At 70.2% G+C, this 21,345-nt stretch carries 4 protein-coding genes; all 4 read left to right on the top strand.

The features are described 5' to 3' along the window. Positions 1 to 102: 102 nt before the first annotated feature. From JYG34_RS15460 to JYG34_RS15445, 4 genes are read left to right on the top strand one after another with little or no spacing between them, the layout of a single operon-like run. Positions 103 to 9,357, top strand: a complete 9,255-nt coding sequence (locus JYG34_RS15460) for a non-ribosomal peptide synthetase (RefSeq protein WP_213657275.1) — start codon at positions 103 to 105, stop codon at positions 9,355 to 9,357. Positions 9,358 to 9,414: 57 nt separating this feature from the next. Continuing rightward, complete coding sequence (locus JYG34_RS15455; RefSeq protein ID WP_213657274.1) at positions 9,415 to 10,491, top strand: TauD/TfdA family dioxygenase; 1,077 nt, start codon at positions 9,415 to 9,417, stop codon at positions 10,489 to 10,491. Then, positions 10,488 to 13,532: a non-ribosomal peptide synthetase gene (locus JYG34_RS15450; protein WP_213657273.1), complete on the top strand. Its 3,045-nt coding sequence runs from the start codon at positions 10,488 to 10,490 to the stop codon at positions 13,530 to 13,532. The genes JYG34_RS15455 and JYG34_RS15450 overlap by 4 nt, the downstream gene beginning before the upstream one ends. Then, positions 13,529 to 21,343, top strand: a complete 7,815-nt coding sequence (locus tag JYG34_RS15445) for a non-ribosomal peptide synthetase (protein ID WP_213657272.1) — start codon at positions 13,529 to 13,531, stop codon at positions 21,341 to 21,343. Before JYG34_RS15450 ends, JYG34_RS15445 begins: the two co-directional genes overlap by 4 nt. Positions 21,344 to 21,345: the final 2 nt, after the last annotated feature.

Genomic DNA, 21,345 nt, shown 5'->3' with positions numbered 1-21,345 from the left:
GGCGGGCCGTGCTGGCGCTGGTTAATTTTCCCCTCCTGCCATCCGTTTCCCATGGACGACCGAGCTGTCCCGCTCGTTGCCCCTCTTTACGGATGACCGCCGATGAATGCACAAGACGCCCGCAACCTTGCCCGCCGATTCCTTGAATTGCCGCCGCAAAAGCGCAGGATCTTCTTGCAGGCACTGGCCCGGGAGCAGGTCGACTTCGCCCAGTTCCCCCTGGTCGCCGATGTGCAGGCGCCCGAGCGCGGCCTACCGTCCTATGCCCAGCAGCGCATGTGGTTCCTCTGGCAGCTGGAGCCCGAGGGCGCGGCCTACAACCTGCCCGGTGCGGTGGCGCTGGACGGGCCGCTGGACCGCGAAGCCATGGAGCAGGCCCTGGCCTGCCTGGGCGAGCGCCACCAGACCTTGGCCTGCGCGTTCCATCTGGATGGCGAGCGCGGCTTGCAGCAGGTGCCGGCGGCGCAGCCGATGCAGGTGCTGTTCGAGGACCTGCGCGCGCTCGCCCCGGCAGCCCGCGAGGCCGCCGTCCGCCAGCGCGCCCAGGCCCAGGCGCGCGAGCCGTTCGACCTGCAGCAGGGGCCGCTGTGGCGGGTGCGCCTGCTGCAACTGGAGGCGCAGCGCCATGTGCTGCTGCTGACCCTGCACCACATCGTCTCCGATGGCTGGTCGATGAACGTGCTGATCGACGAGTTCATTCGCTGCTACGACGCCTTTGCCCGTGGCCAGGCCATGCCGCTGGCGCCGCTGCCGTTGCAGTACGCCGACTATGCGCTGTGGCAGCGCGCCTGGCTCGAGGCCGGCGAGCAGGAGCGCCAGCTGGAGTACTGGCAGGCAGCCCTGGGGGACGAGCACCCGGTGCTGGAACTGCCCATCGATTTCCCGCGCCCGGCCACGCCAAGCCATCGCGGCACGCGCCATGGCTTCGCCGTCGACGCGGCGCTGGCCGAGCAACTGCGCAGCTTCGCCCAGCAGCACCAGGCCAGCCTGTTCATGGTCCTGCTGGCGGCGTTCGACGCCTTGCTCCATCGCTACAGCGGCCAGGCCGACCTGCGCGTCGGGGTGCCCATCGCCAACCGCAACCGCGCCGAGGTCGAAGGGCTGATCGGCTTTTTCGTCAATACCCAGGTGCTGCGCTGCCAGCTGGACGCGGACACCACCGTCGCGCAGCTGATCGCCCAGGTGCGCGACACCGCCCTGGGCGCCCAGGCGCACCAGGAGCTGCCGTTCGAGCGCCTGGTCGAGGCGCTGAAGCTTGAGCGCAGCCTGGCGCACAACCCGCTGTTCCAGGTGATGTACAACCACCAGCCGCTGGTCACCGACCTGACGGCCCTGCAGACCGAATCCGGCATTCGCTTCGGGGTGATCGAGTGGGAAGGGCGCACCACCCAGTTCGACCTGAGCCTGGACACCTGGGAGAAGGGCGGCCGGCTGCACGCGGCGTTGACCTACGCCGACGAACTGTTCGCCCCCGAAACCATCGCACGCATGGCCGAGCACTGGCTCAACCTGCTGCGGGCGATGGTCGCCGACCCGAGCCAGGCCGTTTCGCGGCTGCCGATGCTGGGCGAGGCGGAGCTTGCGCGTCAGTTGCACGCGTGGAACCCGGCAGGCGATGGCTACGACAGCCTGTCGCGCATCGACCAGTGCATCACTCAGCAGGCCCAGGCACAGCCCGAGGCCCTGGCGCTGGTGCACGGCGAGCGTCACTACAGCCATGCCGAGCTCGACCGCTGGGCCAACCGCCTGGCCCAGCGCCTGGTCGCTGCGGGCGTGGGGCCGGAGGTGCGGGTCGGGGTGGCGCTGCCGCGCACGCCGCAACTGGTGGTGGCGCTGCTGGCGGTGTTCAAGGCCGGTGGCGCCTATGTGCCGCTGGACCCGGACTACCCGGCCGAGCGGGTCGCCTACATGCTCGAAGACAGCGCTGCGCGCCTGGTGCTCAGTGACGGCGAAGTCGCCGCGCGTCTGGGGTTGCAGGCATGCTGCGAAGTCTTGTTGCTGGACGGCGACGCGCAGTCCCTCGCGACCTGGCCGGCCGAACCACCGGTCAACCGTGCTTCAGCGCAGAACCTGGCCTATGTGATCTACACCTCCGGCTCCACCGGCCGCCCGAAAGGCGTGGCCATCGCCCATCGCAACGTGTTGGCCTTGCTGCACTGGTCGCGCCAGGTGTACCGCGACGAGGATATCCAGGGCGTGCTGGCGTCCACCTCGATCTGCTTCGACCTGTCGGTATGGGAGTTGTTCGTCACCCTGGCGGCGGGTGGCTACATCGTCCTGGCGCGCAACGCGCTGGAGTTGCCCGAGCTGCCGGCGCGCGACCTGGTGCGCCTGGTCAACACCGTGCCGTCGGCGATCGCCGCGCTGCTGCGTGGCGGGCAACTGCCTGCCGGCGTGCGCATCGTCAACCTGGCCGGCGAGCCGCTCAAGCAGCGTCTGGTCGATGAGCTTTACGCGCTGCCGGGGCTTGAGCACGTCTACGACCTGTATGGCCCCTCCGAGGACACCACCTATTCGACCTGGACCCGCCGCCAGGCCGGGGGCCGCGCCAGCATCGGCCGGCCGCTGCCGCATACCGCGGCCTACCTGCTGGACAGCCAGCTACAGCCTCTGCCCCAGGGCTGCGGCGCCGAGCTGTACCTGGCCGGCGCCGGCATCACCCGTGGCTACCTGGGGCGCCCGGCGCTGACCGCCGAGCGCTTCGTGCCCGACCCGTTCGCCGGCGACGGTGGCCGCCTGTACCGCACGGGCGACCTGGTGCGCTACCGCGAGGGCGGCGAACTGGAGTACATCGGGCGCATCGACCATCAGGTCAAGGTGCGCGGTTTGCGTATCGAGCTGGGCGAGATCGAGGCGCGCTTGCAGGCGCAGGCGAGTGTTCATGAGGTGGCGGTGCTGGCGCCGGACGGGCCCAGTGGTCGCCAGTTGGTGGCCTATATGGTGCCGGTCGATGCCCAGCTGGTCGAGGACGCCACCGCGCAGGACGCCCTGCGTGGCACCCTGCGCGCAGCCCTGGGCGAGCACTTGCCCGACTACATGGTGCCGGCCGCGATGCTGTTCCTCGCACGCCTGCCGCTGACCCCCAACGGCAAGCTTGACCGCAAGGCCCTGCCGGCGCCGGACGCGGTGCAGGCGCAGCGTGAACACGTGCCGCCCAGTGGCGCGCGCGAGCAGGCCCTGGCGCAGATCTGGCAGGCGCTGCTGGGGCTGGAGCAGGTGGGCGCGCTGGACAACTTCTTCGAGCTGGGCGGCGACTCGATCGTCTCCATGCAGGTGGTCAGCCGCGCCCGCGAGGCGGGCCTGGCGCTGACCCCCAAGGATATCTTCCAGTTCCAGACCATCCGTGGCCTGGCCCAGGTCGCCGGCCAGGCCCGGGTGCAGGTGGAGCAGGGGCCGGCCAGCGGCGAGGTGCCGTTGACGCCGATCCAGCACTGGTTCTTCGACCAGGCAATTCCGGCCCGCGGGCACTGGAACCAGTCGCTGCTGCTCGACGCCCAGGCGCCGCTGGACGCCGACCTGCTGGCCAAGGCGCTGGAGCACTTGCTGGAACAGCATGACAGCCTGCGCCTGCGCTTTGTCGAAGGTGCGCAAGGCTGGCGCCAGTACTACGCCGAACAGGCCGGCGAGGTGCTCTGGTTGCGCGAGGCACAGGACGATGTCGAAGCCCTGGCCCACTGCGAAGCGGCCCAGCGCAGCCTGGATCTTGCTGCCGGCCCGTTGTTGCGGGTAATGCTGCTGACCCTGCCCGAGGGCCGCCAGCAGTTGCTGCTGGTGCTGCACCACCTGGTGGTCGATGGCGTGTCCTGGCGCGTGCTGCTCGATGACTTGCAGCAGCTGTACCGTCAACTGCTGGCCGGCCAGCCGGCGTGTCTGCCAATGCGCGGCAGCAGCTACCAGGCCTGGGCCCGCCAGTTGCACGATGCGCTGCCACGCTTCAGCGGCCAACTGCCGTGGTGGCAGGCGCAGTTGCAGGCCGCGCCGGTGGCCGAGCTGCCCTGCGACAACCATGCCGGCGCCCTGGAAAACCGCCACGAACAGAAGATCGAAAGCCGTTTCGACGCACAGCTCACCCGTGAGCTGCTGCAGGTGGCCCCGGCCGCCTACCGGACCCAGGTCAACGACCTGTTGCTGACCGCCCTGGCCCGGGTGCTGTGCCGCTGGACGGCGGCACCCGGCGCGCTGATCGAGCTGGAGGGCCATGGCCGCGAGGACCTGTTCGACGGCCTCGACCTGTCGCGCAGCATCGGCTGGTTCACCAGCCTGCACCCCCTGCTGTTGGTGCCGGGCGACGAGCCTGGCGCGGCGATCGTCGCGGTCAAGGAACAGTTGCGCGCGGTGCCGGACAAGGGCCTTGGCCACGGCCTGCTGCGTCACCTGGGCGATGCCGCGACGCGCCAGGCCCTGGCGGCGCTGCCGCAGCCCCGGGTCACCTTCAATTACCTGGGCCAGTTCGACCGCCAGTTCGACGCGCAGGCGCTGTTGCGGCCCGCCACCGCCAGTGGCGGCCAGGCCCAGGACCCACGGGCGCCGCTGGCCAACTGGCTGACAGTGGAAGGGCAGGTGTACGGCGGCGAGCTGGCCCTGCGCTGGGGCTTCAGCCGCGAGATGTTCGCGCCTGCACGCATCCAGGCCCTGGCCGACGCCTTCAGCACCGAACTGCGCGCCCTAGTGGCGCACTGCTGTGCCCAGGAGTCGGGCCAGGCCAGTGCCTCGGACTTCCCCCTGGCCGGCCTCGACAGCGCAGGCCTGGACGGGTTGCCGCTGCCGGTCACCCGGCTGGAAGACCTCTACCCGCTGTCACCGATGCAGCAGGGCATGCTGTTCCACGGGCTCTACGAAGCCGCCGGTGGCGACTACATCAACCAGATGCGCGTGGACGTCGACGGCCTGCAACCGCAGCGCTTGCGCCAGGCCTGGCAACAGGCGGTGGACGCCCACGCCATCCTGCGCACCGGTTTCGCCTGGCAGGGCGAGCTGCCGCGCCCCTTGCAGATGGTGGTGCGCCAGGCCGAACTGCCTTGGCGCGAGCTGGACTGGAGCGACCGCGACGACCTCGACCAGGCCCTGGCGCAACTGGCCCGGGAAGACCGTGCGGCAGGCTTCGACCTGCATTGCCCGCCGCTGTTGAGGTTGACGTTGGTGCGCACCGGCCCGGACCGGCACCACCTGATCCAGACCTGCCACCACCTGCTGCTCGACGGCTGGAGCAATTCGCGCCTGCTGGGCGAGGTACTGCAACGCTACGCCGGGCAAACGCCAGCGCCGGCCCAGGGGCGCTACCGCGACTACATCCAGTGGCTGCAAGGCCAGGACCTGGCGCTCAGCGAGGCGTTCTGGCGCGACCAGCTGGCGCCGCTGGAAACCCCGACCCGGCTCGCCCACGCCTTGCCCGCGCCGTTGGCCGAGGCCGGCCATGGCGACCATTACCAGCGCTTCACCCCAGCCTTCAGCGAGCGCCTGGGCGCCTTCGCCCGGCAGCAGAAGGTCACGGTCAATACCCTGGTGCAGGCAGCCTGGCTGCTGCTGTTGCAGCGCTGCACCGGCCAGGACTGCGTGGCGTTCGGCGCCACCGTGGCGGGGCGCCCGGCGCAGTTGCCGGGCATCGAGCAGCAGATCGGCCTGTTCATCAACACCCTGCCGGTGATCGCCCGGCCCGGCCTGGCCCAGCGCCTGGGCGACTGGCTGCAGCAGGTACAGGGCATCAACCTGGCCCTGCGCGAGCACGAGCACACGCCGCTGTACGAGATCCAGCGCTGGTCGGGGCAGGGCAGCGATGCGCTGTTCGACACCCTGCTGGTGTTCGAGAACTACCCGCTGTCCGCCGCGCTGGCCGAGTCTGCTCAAGCCGGCGTGCGTTTCGGCAATGTCGGCAACCTTGAGCGCACCCACTACCCGCTGACCCTGGCGGTGACCCTGGGCGAACACCTGGAGGTGCACTACAGCTACCTGCGTGCGGCCTTCGTCGGCCAGGCCGTGGAAGCCCTGGCGGCCCAGCTCGAATGCCTGCTGGCGCAGTTCATCGAAGGCGCCGAACAGGTGCTGGCAGCGCTGGACGCGGTGCCGAGCGCTGCGCGCCAGGCCTTGCTGGCGATGCCGCCGGCTATCACCGGCATGGAACCATCGCCCTGGCTTCATCAGCTGATCGAAACCCAGGCCCAGCGCACACCCGACGCCATCGCCCTGATCGCCGACGGGCAGTCACTGAGCTACGCCTGGCTGAACAGCCGGGCCAACCAGCTGGCGCACCGGCTGGTGGCCGAAGGCGTCGGCCCCGACGTGCTGGTCGGTATCGCCCTGCCGCGCAGCGCCGACCTGATCGTCGGCCTGCTGGCAATTCTCAAGGCGGGTGGCGCCTATGTGCCGCTGGACCCTGAATACCCCGCCGAGCGCCTGGGCTACATGCTCGACGACAGCGGCGTGGCCCTGGTACTGGGCGACGCCCGGGGCGAGACGCTGCTCGCCGGGCGTCACGCGCGGTTGCTGCGGGTCGACCAACAGGCCTTCGCGGGCGATGACCAAGGGGCGCCGCAAGTGGCGCTCGACGGCCACAACCTGCTGTGCCTGCTGTACACCTCCGGTTCGACCGGGCGCCCCAAGGGCGTGTCGCTCGAACACGGCGCGCTGTTGCGCCACCTGCTGACCATGCAGCGCTTCTACCGCATCGACAGCGCCGACCGCTTCCTGCATTTCGCCTCGCTGAACTTCGACTGGGGCACCGAGCAGTGGCTGTTGCCGCTGATCAGCGGCGCCCGTTGCATCCTGCGCGGCGAGGGGCTGTGGAGCACCGAGCAGGCGCTGGAAGTCATCGAGCGCGAGCAGGCCAGCCTGGTCTATTTCCCCACCCAGTACGCCTGCCAGATGGCCGCATTGGCCGCAAGCCAGGGGCGGGCGCCGTCGGTGCGTTCGTTCAACGTGGCCGGCGAGGCCTTCCCGCGCGAAGGTTTCGAGCAGATCCAGGCGGTGCTGCGGCCGCGCTACATCGTCAACGGCTACGGCCCCACCGAGACGGTGATCACGCCGTTCCTGTGGGAGGCCGAAGGCGACACCCGCTTCACCTCGGCCTACGCGCCGATCGGCCGGCCGGTGGCCGGGCGCAGCGCCTACCTGCTGGCCGAAGGCCTGGCATTGCAAGGGGATGGCCTGGTGGGCGAACTCTACATCGGCGGCTGCGCCCTGGCCCGTGGCTACCACGCAAGGCCTTCGATGACCGCCGAACGCTTCGTCCCCGACCCGTTCGCCAGCACCCCAGGCGCGCGCCTGTACCGCAGTGGCGACCTGGTGCGGCGCCTGGCCGACGGCCAGATGGAGTACATCGGGCGGGTCGATCACCAGGTCAAGATCCGTGGTTTCCGGGTCGAGACCGGCGAGATCGAGGCGCACCTGCTGGCCCGGGACGAGGTCGCCGAGGCGGCGGTGGTCGCGGTGCCGGGGCCATCCGGCCAGCAACTGGTGGCCTACGTGGTGCCGCGCCAGGGCCCGCTGGCCGAGCGCGAGGCCCAGGCCCAGTTGTGCGAAGGGTTGCGCGCGGTGCTGGCCGACGACCTGCCGGACTACATGCAGCCGGCCCACTGGCAGGTGCTGGCGGCGTTGCCGCTGACGCCCAATGGCAAGCTCGACCGCAAGGCCCTGCCGCAGCCCGACACGCGCCTGCTGCAACAAGCCCACGTGGCCCCGCGCAGCGAGCTGGAATGCCTGCTGGCGCATCTCTGGTGCGAGGTGCTGGAACTGCCGGAAGTCGGCTTGCAGGACAACTTCTTCGACCTGGGCGGCCACTCGTTGCTGGCCACCCAGGTGATCAGCCGGGTGCGCCACGCCCTGGGGCTCGACCTGCCGCTGCGGGTGCTGTTCGAGGCCCGCGACCTGGCCCAGTTCGCCGCCGCCGTCGAGCGCGCCGAGGCGCCGGGGCAGGGCGCGCCGGCCCCTGTGCTGCACGCGCTCGATCCGCGCCAGCGCCAGCCGTTGTCGTTCGCCCAGCAGCGCCTGTGGTTCCTCTGGCAATTGGAACCGCACAGCTCGATGTACAACATTCCGCGAGCCTTGCAGCTCGATGGCGAGCTGGATGCCGAGGCCGTGCGCCAGGCCTTCCAGGCCCTGTTGGCGCGTCATTCGGTGCTGCGCACCACTTACCTCCAGGAGGGCGGCGACAGCTGGCAGCAGGTGCAGCCGGACATGACACTGCCGTTCGCCCTGCACGACCTGCGCGAACTGCCCGAGGCGCAGCGCGAGGCCGCCGTGGCCGAGGCGCTGGACCGTGAGGCCCGCGCGCCGTTCGACCTGGTCAACGGCCCGCTGCTGCGCGTGGCCCTGCTGCGCCAGGCCGACCGCCAGCACCTGCTGCTGGTGACCTTGCACCATATCGTCGCCGACCACTGGTCGTTCGGCATCCTGCTGCGCGAGTTCGTCGCCCTCTATGACGCCGCCGTTGCCGCCACGCCGGCAAGCCTGCCGGCGCCGGGCCTGGCTTATCTCGACTTCGCCGTGTGGCAGCGGCAGTGGCTGGAGGCCGGGCAGCTGCGCCGCCAGCTGGACTACTGGCAGCGCACCCTGGGCGACGACCATCGCCTCACGCGCCTGCCGGGCACGGCCCAGCCCGGCGTCGCCGACGGCACCTGCCAGGTGCACGCCTTCGACTTCCCGGCGCCCCTGGCCGAGGCCCTGCGCGCCTGCGCCAAGGCCCGTGGCCTGACCCTGTACATGCTGTTGCTGGCAGGCTTCTCGCTGGTACTGGCGCAGCGTTGCGACAGCCGCCGCCTGCGCCTGGGCACCGACGTGGCCAACCGCAACCACGCCGGGGTTGAAGAAATGGTCGGCTTCTTCGTTAACCAACTGGTACTGCAGCTCGAGCTGGACGAGCAGGCCAGTGGCGCGCAGTGGCTGGAACACTGCCGCGACGTGGTGATCGGCGCGTCCGACCACCAGGACCTGCCCTTCGACCGTTTGGTCGAGGCCCTGCGTTTGCCGCGCCAGGCCGGGCGTTCGCCGCTGTTCGCGATCAAGTTCATCTACCAGGAAGGCAGCCTGCCGATGCAGGCGCCGCAGGGTTTGGAGGTGACCAGCCGCGAAGCCGGGCAGGGCGCCACAGAGCTGGACCTGATCGCCGAGTTCGTCAACGGCGCCGACCGCCTCACCGCGGCCTTCAAGTGCGACGCCAGCCTGTTCGCCGCCAGCGACATGGCCGACCTGTTCGCCCAGCTGCAAGGGGTGTTCGAGCGCTTGCTGGCCCAGCCCGAGGCGCCGCTGGCCGAGCTGCTGGCCCATGCCGCGCAGGTCCAGGCCACGGCCACGCAGGCGCGCCAGGCGCAGCTCAAGGCCCGGCACCCGATGCGCCGGCGCGCACGCGGGGTCGAGTTGCAGTAGCCACAGTCATCGTCGGCGGCCTGCCTGGCCGCCGGCTTCACCGAACGGGAGAGGGAAATGTCCAAGAGCGAGGCGCAAGCCATACCGATGCTGGCCAAGGGGCGGCGCAAGAGTCTGAGCGTGGACCAGGACAGCCTGGTGGAATTCTCGCCGATGTTCGAAGGCAGCAGCCTGCCGTTGCTGTGCACGCCGAAGGTGCCGGGCGTGGGCCTGGCGCAGTGGGCCGGGCAGAACCGCGAACTGATCGAGCGCAAGCTCGACCAGCACGCCACCCTCCTGTTCCGGGGCTTCGCGGTGCAGGACATCAACGAGTTCAACCAGTGCGTCGACGCGATCTCCGGCGGCGCCCTGGAATACCTGTTCCGCGCTTCGCCACGGACCCAGATCACCCGTTCGCTGAACGTCTACAGCTCCACTGACTATCCGTCCGCCGAGCGGATCTTCCCGCACAACGAGCACTCCTACTCGCCGGTGTTTCCGCTGCACCTGTACTTCTACTGCGACCTGCCGTCGGCCACCGGCGGCGAGACGCCGTTCGGCGACACCCGGCTGATCCTGCCGCGCATCGACCCCGAGGTGCGCGAGGCATTCGAGCGCAAGGGCGGGGTGCTCTACGTGCGCAACTATGGCGACGGCATGGGCCTGCCGTGGCAGACCGTGTTCCAGACCGAAGACCGCGCCGAGGTCGAGGCCTACTGCGCGAAGATCGGCATCACCCCGGAGTGGAAGCCCGGCAACCGCCTGCGCACCCGGCAGAAAGGCCCGGCCATGGTGCGCCACCCGCGCACCGGCGAAGTGGTGTGGTTCAACCATGCCACCTTCTTCAACGCCCTGACCCTGCCGGAAAGCATCCGCGACAGCCTGCGCGCCGAGTTCGCCGACGACGACCTGCCGCAGAACACCTTCTACGGCGACGGCAGCCCGATCCCCGAGGCGCACATCCGCCACCTGCAGCAGATCTACCGCGACGTCATGGTCGAGTTCCCCTGGCAGAAGGGCGACGTAGTGATCCTCGACAACATCCTCACCATCCACGCGCGCAACGGTTACACCGGGCCGCGAAAAATCCTCACCGCCATGGCCATTCCGTTGAAGAGCCATGAAGTGGCACTGGGCCAAGGAGTCCAAGCATGACCGCCAGCAACCCCGCAGAAATCTTCCAGGCCTCGGCGCAACAGGTGCTGGTGCTCCAGGCCGGGCAGGGCCAGCCACTGGCCGCCAGGCTGCTGATGGAAACCCCCGCCGGGCTCAACCTGCTGGCCCTGGAGCAGGCCCTGCGCACCCTGTGCGAGCGCCACGAGGTACTGCGTACCCGCTATGTGCAGGTGCCCGGCCTGAAATTGCCGGCCCAGGAGATCCACCCGCAGGCCAGCCTGCAGGTGCTGGCGGTCGATAGCCTGGAACAGGCCCGCGACCGGGTGGCCCAGGGCCTGGCGCAATACCCGTTGGTCGCTGCGCTGTGCCCCGGTCAGCTGCTGCTCGGCGTGGCCCTGGCCAGCGCCGACGAACAGGCCCTGCTGCAACTGGCCGATGAGCTCGGGCAACTGCTGCAGGGCGCGTCCCTGGAGCCCTTCGATGCCTTGCAGTACGCCGACTATGCCGCCTGGCAGGGTGACCTCGCGCAGGAGGCCATCGGCCTGGAAGGCCGGGCCTTCTGGCGTGGCCTGCTGAGCAACGCGGCGCACCCGCTGCCGCTGCCGTTCGAGCGGCGCCAGGCGAGCGCGCAGGTACCGGTGGCCGAGCAGGTCGGTAATGGCGTGGCAGCCGCCCTGGCCGCGCTGGTCGCGGCCGCGCAGGTCCAGCGCGAAGACGCCCTGGCCCTGCTGTGGGGCGCGTTCCTCGCCGAGCTGGGGCAGCAACCCGGGCTGGTGCTGGGGCTGGAGGTCGATGGCCGTAACGAACAGCTTGAACAGACCCTGGGCCATTTCGCCCGGCAACTGCCGCTGGTGCTGAATTTCGACAGCACCCGTGGCCTGGGCGAGCAATTGCCCGGCCTGGCAGGTCAACTGAGCCAGGCTCGTGCCTGGCTGGATTGCCTCGACGAGGCCGACCTTGGCGAGGCCGCCGTGCCGGCCTATGCCTGCGGTCTGCGCAACCAGGCGCCGGACAGCCGTGTGCAGCTGGAACTGGACTGCCCACGCGCGCAGAAGCTGTTGCTGCGGGTCGATGGGCAACGGTTGCGCCTGTCCAGCCCGGCCGGCCGCTATGCCGTCGAGCAACTGGCGGCCTGGCTGGCGCAGTTCGACACCTTCGCCGGTGCATTGGCCAAGGGCCTCGACCAACCCCTGGCGCGCCTGGCCACGGTCGACGCCGCCCAGCAGGCGCAACTGCTCGCGCGCTTCGACCGCACTGACGCGCTGGATGCCGTGCCGGGCCAGACCCTGCACGGCCTGTTCGAGCAGGCAGCGACCAAGCAGCCGCAGCACATCGCCCTGCATGTGGGCGAGCAGACCCTCGACTACGCCACCCTCGACCAGCGTGCCAACGGCCTGGCCGCCGTCCTGCGCCAGCGCGGCGTCGGCGCCGACAGCGTGGTGGCGGTGTATGGCGAGCGCTCGGTGGAGATCGTCGTCACCCTGCTGGCGATTCTCAAGGCCGGTGGCGCCTACCTGCCGCTGGACCCCAGCTACCCGGCCGATCGCCTGTCGTTCATGCTGCATGACGCCAAGGCCCACAGCCTGATCACCCTGCGGCCGCTGGCCGACGGCATCGAAGTGGCCGACGGCGTCCAGCGCCTGGCCCTGGAAGGCGGCCTGCCACCGGCCCAGGCCGAGGCGCCGCAGGCGCCCATCAGCGCCGACCACCTGGCCTACGTGATCTACACCTCCGGCTCCACCGGCAAGCCCAAGGGCGTGATGATCAGCCATGCCAACGCCTGCGCCTCGACCCGCGCCCGCGCGGCGTTCTACCAGGCGCCGCTGCGTCGCTTCCTGATGCTGTCGTCGTTCTCCTTCGACAGTTCCGTGGCCGGGATCTTCTGGACCCTGGGGCAGGGCGGCACGTTGTACCTGCCCGAAGAAGAGACCCACAAGGACCCGGCACGCCTGGCCGAGCTGGTCGAAGGCGAGGCGATCAGCCACTTCCTGGCCCTGCCGTCGTTCTATGCGCAGATCCTCGAATACCTGCGCCAGCCTGAGCTGGCCTGCGTGATCGTGGCCGGCGAGGCCTGCCCGGTGGAGCTGCCGGCCGCCCATTACCAGCGCCTGCCGCAGACCTTGCTGGTCAACGAATACGGACCGTCGGAAAGCGCGGTGTGGTGCTCGGCCCATGCCGTGGAGCAGCAACCGCCTCACGCGCGCATTTCGATCGGCGGCGCCATTGCCGGTGCGCGCCTGCGGGTGCTGGACCGCGACGGCGAGCTGGTCGGCTTCGGCCGCGAAGGCGAGCTGTTCGTCGGTGGCCCGGGCCTGGCCCGGGGCTACCTGCAACGGCCCAGCCTGACCGCCAGCCGTTTCGTGCCCGATCCGTTCGCCCGCACGCCGGGCGAGCGCCTGTATCGCACTGGCGACCGGGTCAGCCCGGGCACCGACGCGACCCTGGACTATCTCGGGCGCCTGGATTTCCAGCTCAAGCTGCGTGGTTTCCGTGTCGAACTGGGCGAGATCGAGGCGCGCCTGGCGCAGTTGCCGGATGTGCGCGAGGCGGCAGTCGTCGTGCGCGAGACCGGTGGCGGCGCCCAGCTGGCGGCGTTCGTGGTGCTGGCCGAGACCGCCGCGGGCGGCGTGGAAATCCAACTCCTGGAGCGTCTGCGTGAACAGCTGCCGGAATACATGGTGCCAGCCTACCTGCGCGCCCTCGAACGCCTGCCGCTGACCCCCAACGGCAAGCTCGACCGCAACGCGCTGGCCGCCGTGCAGGCCGAGAGCCGCGAATACCAGGCGCCGCGCAACGAACTGGAAGCGACCCTGGCGCAGATCTGGCAGGAGGCCTTGCAACTGGAGCGCGTGGGTGTGCACGACAACTTCTTCGCCCTGGGCGGCCACTCGCTGCTGGCCACGCGGATCCGCTCGCACGTGCAGGCCCAGTTGAACCTGGACCTGCCGCTGCGGGTGTTCTTCGAGGGCGAGACCGTGGCCTTGCTGGCCGAGCAGGTCGAGCGACACCGCGGCTCCGGCGCCAGCGACGCCAAGGCCGACGCCCTGGAAGCGCTGTTCGATGCGGTGGAGGACGTATGACCCAGCTGTCCGACCGCATGCAGGCCCTGGCCAGGCGCTTCGCCGCCCTGGCCCCGCAGGAGCAGAAAGCGCTGCAAGGGCGCATGCGTGAACAGGGGCTGTCGTTCGACCTGCTGCCGATCCCGGCACGCGAGGGCGACCAGCCGGTGCAGGCGTCGTTCGCCCAGCAACGCCTGTGGCTGCTGTGGCAGCTCGACCCGCAGTCCAGCGCCTACAACCAGCCGGCGTTGCTGCGCGTGCGCGGTGACTTCGACCGCCAGCGCCTGGCGCGCAGCCTGCGGGCGCTGGTGGCGCGCCACGAGGCGCTGCGCACCAACTTCCGCCAGGACGAGCAGCGCGTGCTGCAGGTGATCCATGGCCTGCGCGAGGTCGAGGTGGACGAGCAGGACCTGCGCCAGGCCGACGGGCGACAGCTGCAGGACGCCATTGCCGAGCGCTCGGCGCGGCCGTTCGACCTGGAGCGCGACCTGCTGTTGCGCACCAGCCTGCTGCGTACCGGCAAGGCCGAGTGGGTGCTGGTGTTCTGTACCCACCACATCGTCACCGACGCCTGGTCGATGCCGATCCTGGTCAATGAGGTGCTGGGGCACTACCAGAACCAGGCCGACGTCGCGCCGCTGGCCATCCAATACGCCGACCACGCCCGCTGGCAGCGCCTGTGGCTGGAGGCCGGCGAGGCCGAGCGCCAGTTGGGCTACTGGCGTGAGCGGCTGGGTACGGCGGATGACGAACTGGAGCTGCCGTTCGATCATCCGCGCCCGGCGCGCCGCGGGCAGCAGGGGGCGCGCGTGGCCGTGGCCTTGCCCGATGGCCTGGGCGCGTCGCTGCGCCGGGTTGCCGGCGAGCATGGCTGCACGCCGTTCATGGTGCTGCTGGCCAGCCTGCAGGTGCTGTTGTTCCGTTACAGCGGCAGCGAGGTGGTGCGGGTCGGCACGCCGGTGGCCAACCGCACCCGCGCCGAAGTGGAAGCGCTGATCGGTTTCTTCGTCAATACACAAGTGCTGCAGCTCGAACTGGACGGCCGCCAGCCCTTCAGCGCGGTGCTGGCCCAGGTGCGCCAGCGGGTGATGGAGGCCCAGGCCAACCAGGACCTGCCGTTCGAACACCTGGTCGATGCCCTGCAACCGCAGCGCAGCCTCGACCGCACGCCGCTGTTCCAGGTGCTGTTCAATCACCAGGCAAGCCGTGGCGAGGCCGTGAGCTGGCAGTTGCCCGGCGTCGAACTGGCACCGCTGGAGCTGACCACCGAGTTCGCCCGTTTCGACCTGACCCTGAACACCGAGGAGCAGGGCGAACAACTCAAGGCATCGTGGCTGTACGCCTGCGACCTGTTCGAGGCCGCCACCGTCGAGCGCCTTGGTCAGCACTGGGCGCAGCTGTTGGAACAGGCCCTGGCCGGACCCGGCCAGGCCATCGAGGCGCTGCGCCTGGAGGCGCCGACTGTGCCCGCGCAGGCCGAACCGGCCATTGCGGCCAGCACCTGGCTGCACCAGCGTTTCGCGGCCCAGGCCGCGGCGCATCCCGAGCGCCTGGCACTGGTCGACGGCCCGCGCTCGCTGAGCTATGCCGCCCTCGACGCCCGCGCCAATCAGCTGGCCGCACAGCTGGTCGAACGCGGCCTGACACCTCGGTCGCTGGTGGCGCTGAGCGCAGAGCGCCGCCTGGAAACCCTGGTAGGCCTGCTCGCCGTGCTCAAGGCCGGCGCCTGCTACGTGGCGCTCGACCCACGGTTCCCGCGTGAACGCCTGGGCCAGATGCTTGAAGACAGCGGCGCGCAGCTGGTCCTGGCGCCTGCCGACCAGCTCGAACGCTTCAGCGGATTCGACGGTGTCGCCACCTGCCTGCTGGACGACGCCCTGCAAGCCCCGGAGCGCGTCGAGGCTGCCCCAGCCGTCGACGTGTTCGGCGACGACCTGGCCTATGTGATCTTCACCTCCGGCTCCACTGGGCGGCCGAAGGCCGTGGGCGTGGGCCACGGGGCCCTGGCCAACTACCTCGACGGTATCGAACAACGCCTGCCGCTGGCCGACGTGCGCAGCATGGCGCTGGTCTCGACCCTGGCCGCCGACCTCGGTCACACCGTGCTGTTCGGCGCCCTGGCGGCGGGCCGCACCCTGCACCTGGTGGATGCCGACACGGCGGTCGACGGCCAGGCGTTCGCCACCTACATGAGCGAGCATGGCGTCGACGCGCTGAAGATCGTGCCATCGCACCTGGGCGCGCTGCTGGCCGGCGACAATGCCGCCGTGCTGCCGCGCCGCTGCCTGGTGCTCGGCGGCGAGGCCAGCCCGCCCGCCTTGCTGCAACGTATCCAGGCCCTGGCGCCGCAGTGCCGCCTGGCCAACCATTACGGCCCGACCGAGACCACCGTCGGCGCCTTCACCTGCCAGCTCGACGATGTGCAGGCCGCACCGCCCCTGGGTGCGCCGTTGCCCAACCTGCGTGCCCATGTGCTCGACGCCGCCTTGAACGCGGCGCCGGTCGGTGGCCAGGGCGAGCTGTACATCGGTGGCGCGGGCCTGGCCCGGGGCTACCTGGGCCAGCCGGGGCAGACCGCCGAGCGTTTCGTGCCCGACCCGTTCGGCGCGGCCGGGCAACGCCTGTACCGCACCGGTGACCGCGTGCGCCAACATGCCGACGGCGCCCTGCGCTACCAGGGCCGTGCCGACCAGCAACTGAAGATTCGCGGCTACCGGGTCGAGCCCGGCGAAGTCGAACGCCAACTGCTGGCCCATCCAGCGGTGGGTGAGTGCGTGGTGGTCGGCCAGCCCGGCGCCAACGGCCTGCAACTGGTCGCCTATGTGGTGGCCAAGGGCGTCGAGGCGGTGTCGGCCGACACACTCAAGGCGTTCCTGCGCGAGCGCGTCTCGGCGCATCAGGTGCCGGCCCATGTGCTGGAGCTGGCGGCGCTGCCGCTGACCGCCAATGGCAAGCTCGACCGCCGTGGCTTGCCACTGCCGCGGGCGAACGGCGCCAAGGCGGCCGGCCAGGCGCCGCGCGATGCGCTGCAAGCGGGCCTGCTGGCGGTCTGGCAGCAGGTGCTGGGGCGCGATGATATTGGCGTCGATGACAACTTCTTCGAGCTGGGCGGCGACTCGATCATCGCCATCCAGATGGTCAGCCGGGCGCGCAAGGCGGGCCTGAACCTGGCCGCCCGCGATGTGTTCGCCCACCAGAGCATCGCCACCTTGGCGCTGGTCACGCGCGAACAGGCGCACCAGGTCATCGACCAGGGGCCGGTGCAGGGCGAGGTGCCGCTGACGCCAATCCAGCACGGTTTCTTCGACGGGCGGATCCCCCAGCAGCACCACTGGAACCAGGCCGTGCTGTTGCAGCCCGAACGACGGCTCGAAGCGCGGTTGCTGGAAGGCGCGTTGCAGCGCCTGGTCCGTCACCATGACGCCCTGCGCCTGCGGTTTGCCGCCGAAGGCGAGGGCTGGCGCCAGTGGCACGGCCCTCTCGACGAGCAACCGCTGCTGTGGCAGCACGATGTGGCGAACGACGAGCAGTTGCAGGCCTGTTGCGAACAGGCCCAAGCCAGCCTCGACCTTGGCGAAGGGCCGCTGTTGCGCGCCGTGCTGGCCACTCTGGCCGATGGCAAGCAACGCCTGCTGCTGGTGATCCACCACCTGGTGGTCGACGGTGTCTCCTGGCGGATCCTGCTGGAGGACCTGCAGCAGGTTTACACGGCGTTGGCCGAGGGCCGCGAAGCCGCCTTGCCGGCCAAGACCAGCGCCTGGCGCGACTGGGCCACGCGCCTGGCGGGCCATGCCGCCAGCGAGGTCGTCGAGGGCGAGCTGGCGGGTTGGCTGGCGCGCCTGCAGGGCGCCGATGCCGCGCTGCCGTGCGACGACCCGACCGGCTCGTTGGCGCAGCGTCACGCCCAGGTGGTCATTGGGCAACTGCCCCAGGAGCGGACCCGTGAATTGCTGCAGGCCGCCGGTAGCGCCTATCGCACCCAGATCAACGACCTGCTGCTGGCCGCGCTGGCCCAGGCCGTGAACCGTTGGAGCGGACGCCCCGATGTGCTGGTGCGCCTGGAAGGGCACGGTCGCGAAGACCTGTTCGAGGACATCGACCTGTCGCGCACCGTGGGCTGGTTCACCAGCCTCTATCCGGTGCGCCTGACGCCGCACATGGCGCCGGGTGACTGCATCAAGGCGGTCAAGGAGCAGTTGCGCGCCATACCCGGCAATGGCCTGGGCTTCGGCCTGCTGCGCCATCTGGCGTCGTCAGAAACACGCCAGGCGCTGGCGGCCTTGCCGGCGCCGCGCATCACCTTCAACTACCTCGGCCAGCTCGACCAGGGCTTCGACGCCGACGCCTGGTTGCACCCCTGCGCCGGCCCCAGTGGCGACACCCGCGATGCCGCCGCGCCCCTGGGCAACTGGCTGACGCTCAATGCCCAGGTCTACCAGGGGTGCCTGGGGCTGAGCTGGACGTTCAGCGGGCAGATGTTCGCCCGTGAGCGCATCGAGCAGCTCAACGGCCTCTACCTCGACGCCTTGCAGAGCCTGATCCAGCATTGCTGCGTCGACGGCGGCGAGGGTGTCACGCCTTCGGACTTCCCGCTGGCCGGCCTGTCCCAGGCACAGCTCGATGCCTTGCCGGTGGCGCCTTCGGCCATCGCCGACGTGCTGCCCTTGACGCCCATGCAGCAGGGCATGCTGTTCCACAGCCTGTACCAACCGGCCGGCAGCGCCTACCTCAACCAGATGCGCCTGCAGGTGCAGGGCCTGGATGTCGAACGTTTCGTCCAGGCCTGGCAGGCCTGCGTCGACCGGCATGACGTGCTGCGCGCCAGCTTCCACTGGCAGCACGGGCTGGAGCAGCCGCTGCAGGTGGTGCACAAGCATCTGGTGATTCCTTGCGAGCGGCATGACTGGCGCGGCCGCGACGATCTGGCCAGCAACCTGAATGCACTGGCGGCCGACGACCTCGCGCGCGCCTTCGTGCTCGACCAGGCACCGTTGCTGCGCCTGATGGTGGTGCGCACCGGAGAGGACGACTGGCATCTGATCCAGACTACCCATCACATCCTGCTGGACGGCTGGAGCAGTTCGCGCTTGCTGGGCGAGGTGCTGCAACGCTATGCCGGACAGGATTGCACAACGCCGGCCAGTAGCTATCGCCCTTACCTGGGGTGGCTGGCGAACCAGCCGGCGGACGCCAGCGAGGCGTTCTGGAAAGCCCGCCTGGCCCAACTGGCGGAGCCTACCCGGCTGGCAGACGCGCTGGCCGATGGCAGCGAACGAGAGGCCGCGCCGGGCAGCTTTGCCGAGCGCGTCAGCCGCCTGGGCGTGGCCGACACCGCCCGCCTGAAAGCCTTCGCCAGGCAGCAGAAGGTCACCGCCAACACCGTGCTGCAGGCCGCCTGGCTGTTGTTGCTGCGCCGCTACACCCAGCAGGATTGCGTGGCCTTCGGCGCCACCGTGTCGGGGCGCCCGGCGGAACTGCCGGGTATCGAGGAGCAGCTGGGGTTGTTCATCAACACCCTGCCGGTGATCGCCCAACCCGAGGCACAGCTGACCGTGGGCCAGTGGGTGCGCCAGGTGCAGGACCTCAACCTGGCCATGCGCGACCACGAGCACACGCCGCTGTACGAGATCCAGCGCTGGGCCGGGCAGGGCGGTGGCGCCTTGTTCGATCACATCCTGATCTTCGAGAACTACCCGGTTTCGGCGGCGCTGGAGCAGGGCGCGCCGGCCGGCCTGCGCTTCAGCGATTCGAGCAAGCGCGAACGTACCAGTTATGCCCTGACGCTGTCGGCAGGCCTGGACGAGGACCTGGTGTTGCAGTACAGCCATGCGTGCGACGTTTATGGCCGCGTGGCTATCGAGCAGCTGGACCGCCACCTGCAAGGCCTGTTGCGGGCGTTCTGCGAGGATGACCAGCGCTGCCTGGGCAGCCTTGGCCTGCTGGCGGCGCATGAACAGGCGCAAGTGGTCGAGGCGTGGAACGCCACGGCGGTGCCCTTCGCCGACGACCAGTGCCTGCACCAACTGATCGAAGCCAGCGCCGCACGCACGCCAGCGGCTCCCGCCCTGAGCGTGGCCGGCGAAACCCTCGACTACGCCACCCTCAACCGCCGCGCCAACCGCCTGGCCCGACGCCTGCGTGCGGCGGGCGTGGGCCCGGACGTGCTGGTGGGCATCGCCGTGGAGCGCGGTGTGGAGCTGGTGGTGGGCCTGCTGGCGATCCTCAAGGCCGGCGGCGCCTACGTGCCGATGGACCCGGAATATCCGGCCGAGCGCCTGGCGCACATGGTCGAGGACAGCGGCGCGCAACTGGTGCTGACCCAAGCCCACCTGCGCGGCGCGCTGGCACTGCCGGCCGGGGTCGCGGCGCTGGAGCTGCAAGCCGGCGAGGACTGGCTGGCGGAGTTTGACGGCGACAACCTGGCCAACCTGGCCGCCCCCGGCAACCTGGCCTACGTGATCTACACCTCCGGCTCCACCGGCAAGCCCAAGGGCGTGGGCGTGCGCCACGACGGCGTGCTGAACTTCCTGGCCAGCATGCTCAAGCAACCGGGCATCGAGGCAAGCGACCGGGTGCTGTCGCTGACCTCGCTGTCGTTCGACATCGCCGGGCTGGAACTGTACGGCAGCCTGCTGGCCGGTGCCTGCATCGTGCTGGTGGAGCGGGCCACGGCCCGCGACCCGCAAGCCCTGCTGGCGGCGATCGCGGCCGAGCGGGTCAGCGTGGTGCAGGCCACCCCGTCGACCTGGCGGATGCTGCTGGACAGCCCGCAGGCGGCGAGCCTGGCCGGGTGCAAGGCGCTGTGCGGCGGCGAGGCCCTGGCGCCGGACCTGGCGGCGCGGTTGATCGAGCGTTGCGGCCATGTGTGGAACCTGTACGGCCCGACCGAGACCACCATCTGGTCGGCGCTGCACTACCTGGACGCGGGCAGCCCGCAGGTGCTGCTGGGCCGGCCGCTGGACAACACGGCGCTGCTGGTGCTGGACGCCGACCTGCAACCGGTGCCGGTGGGCGTGGCTGGCGAGCTGTACATCGGCGGCGCAGGCCTGGCGCGGGGTTATCACCAGCGCCCGGGGCTGACCGCCGAGCGCTTCCTGGCCAGCCCGTTCGCCGACGGCGAGCGAATCTACCGCACCGGCGACCTGGCGCGCTTCGACGGCCAGGGCCGGCTGGAATACATCGGCCGCGCCGACCACCAGGTGAAGATCCGCGGGTTCCGCATCGAGCTGGGCGAGATCGAGGCGCAACTGCTGGCCCGCGCCGAAGTGCGCGAAGCAGCGGTGGTGGCCCGCGACACCGGCCTGGGCACGCAACTGGTGGGTTACCTGGTGCCGACGGACGCGGCGCTGGTGGAGGCGGGCGAAGCCCAGCAGGCACTGCGCGAGACCCTGCGCGCGGCGCTGGGCGAGGCGCTGCCGGCATTCATGGTGCCGGCGCAGCTGATGCTGCTGGCGCGCATGCCGCTGACCCCCAACGGCAAGCTCGACCGCAAGGCGCTGCCGGCGCCGGACGCCAGCCTGGCCCAGGCGCGCTACCAGGCGCCGCGCAGCGAGCTGGAATGCCAGCTGGCGCAGATCTGGGCCGAGGTACTGAAGCTGGAGAAGATTGGCCTTGCCGACAACTTCTTCGAACTGGGGGGCCATTCGCTGCTGGCCACCCAGGCCACCGCCAGGGCGCAGCAGGTGCTGCGCGCCAGCCTGCCGCTGGATGCCATGTTCAGGGCTAAATCGCTCGAGGACTACGCCGTCTGTATAGCACCACACCTCAATACAGACTTCGAAGAAAACCTGAGTGACATGCACGACTTCCTGACTGAACTGGAGCTGGAATGACA

Source organism: Pseudomonas entomophila (assembly GCF_018417595.1).
In the GTDB taxonomy this organism is placed as follows: domain Bacteria; phylum Pseudomonadota; class Gammaproteobacteria; order Pseudomonadales; family Pseudomonadaceae; genus Aquipseudomonas; species Aquipseudomonas entomophila_C.
The sequence above is the reverse complement of the archived record's forward strand: the minus strand, read 5'-3'. Positions and strand labels throughout refer to the sequence as shown.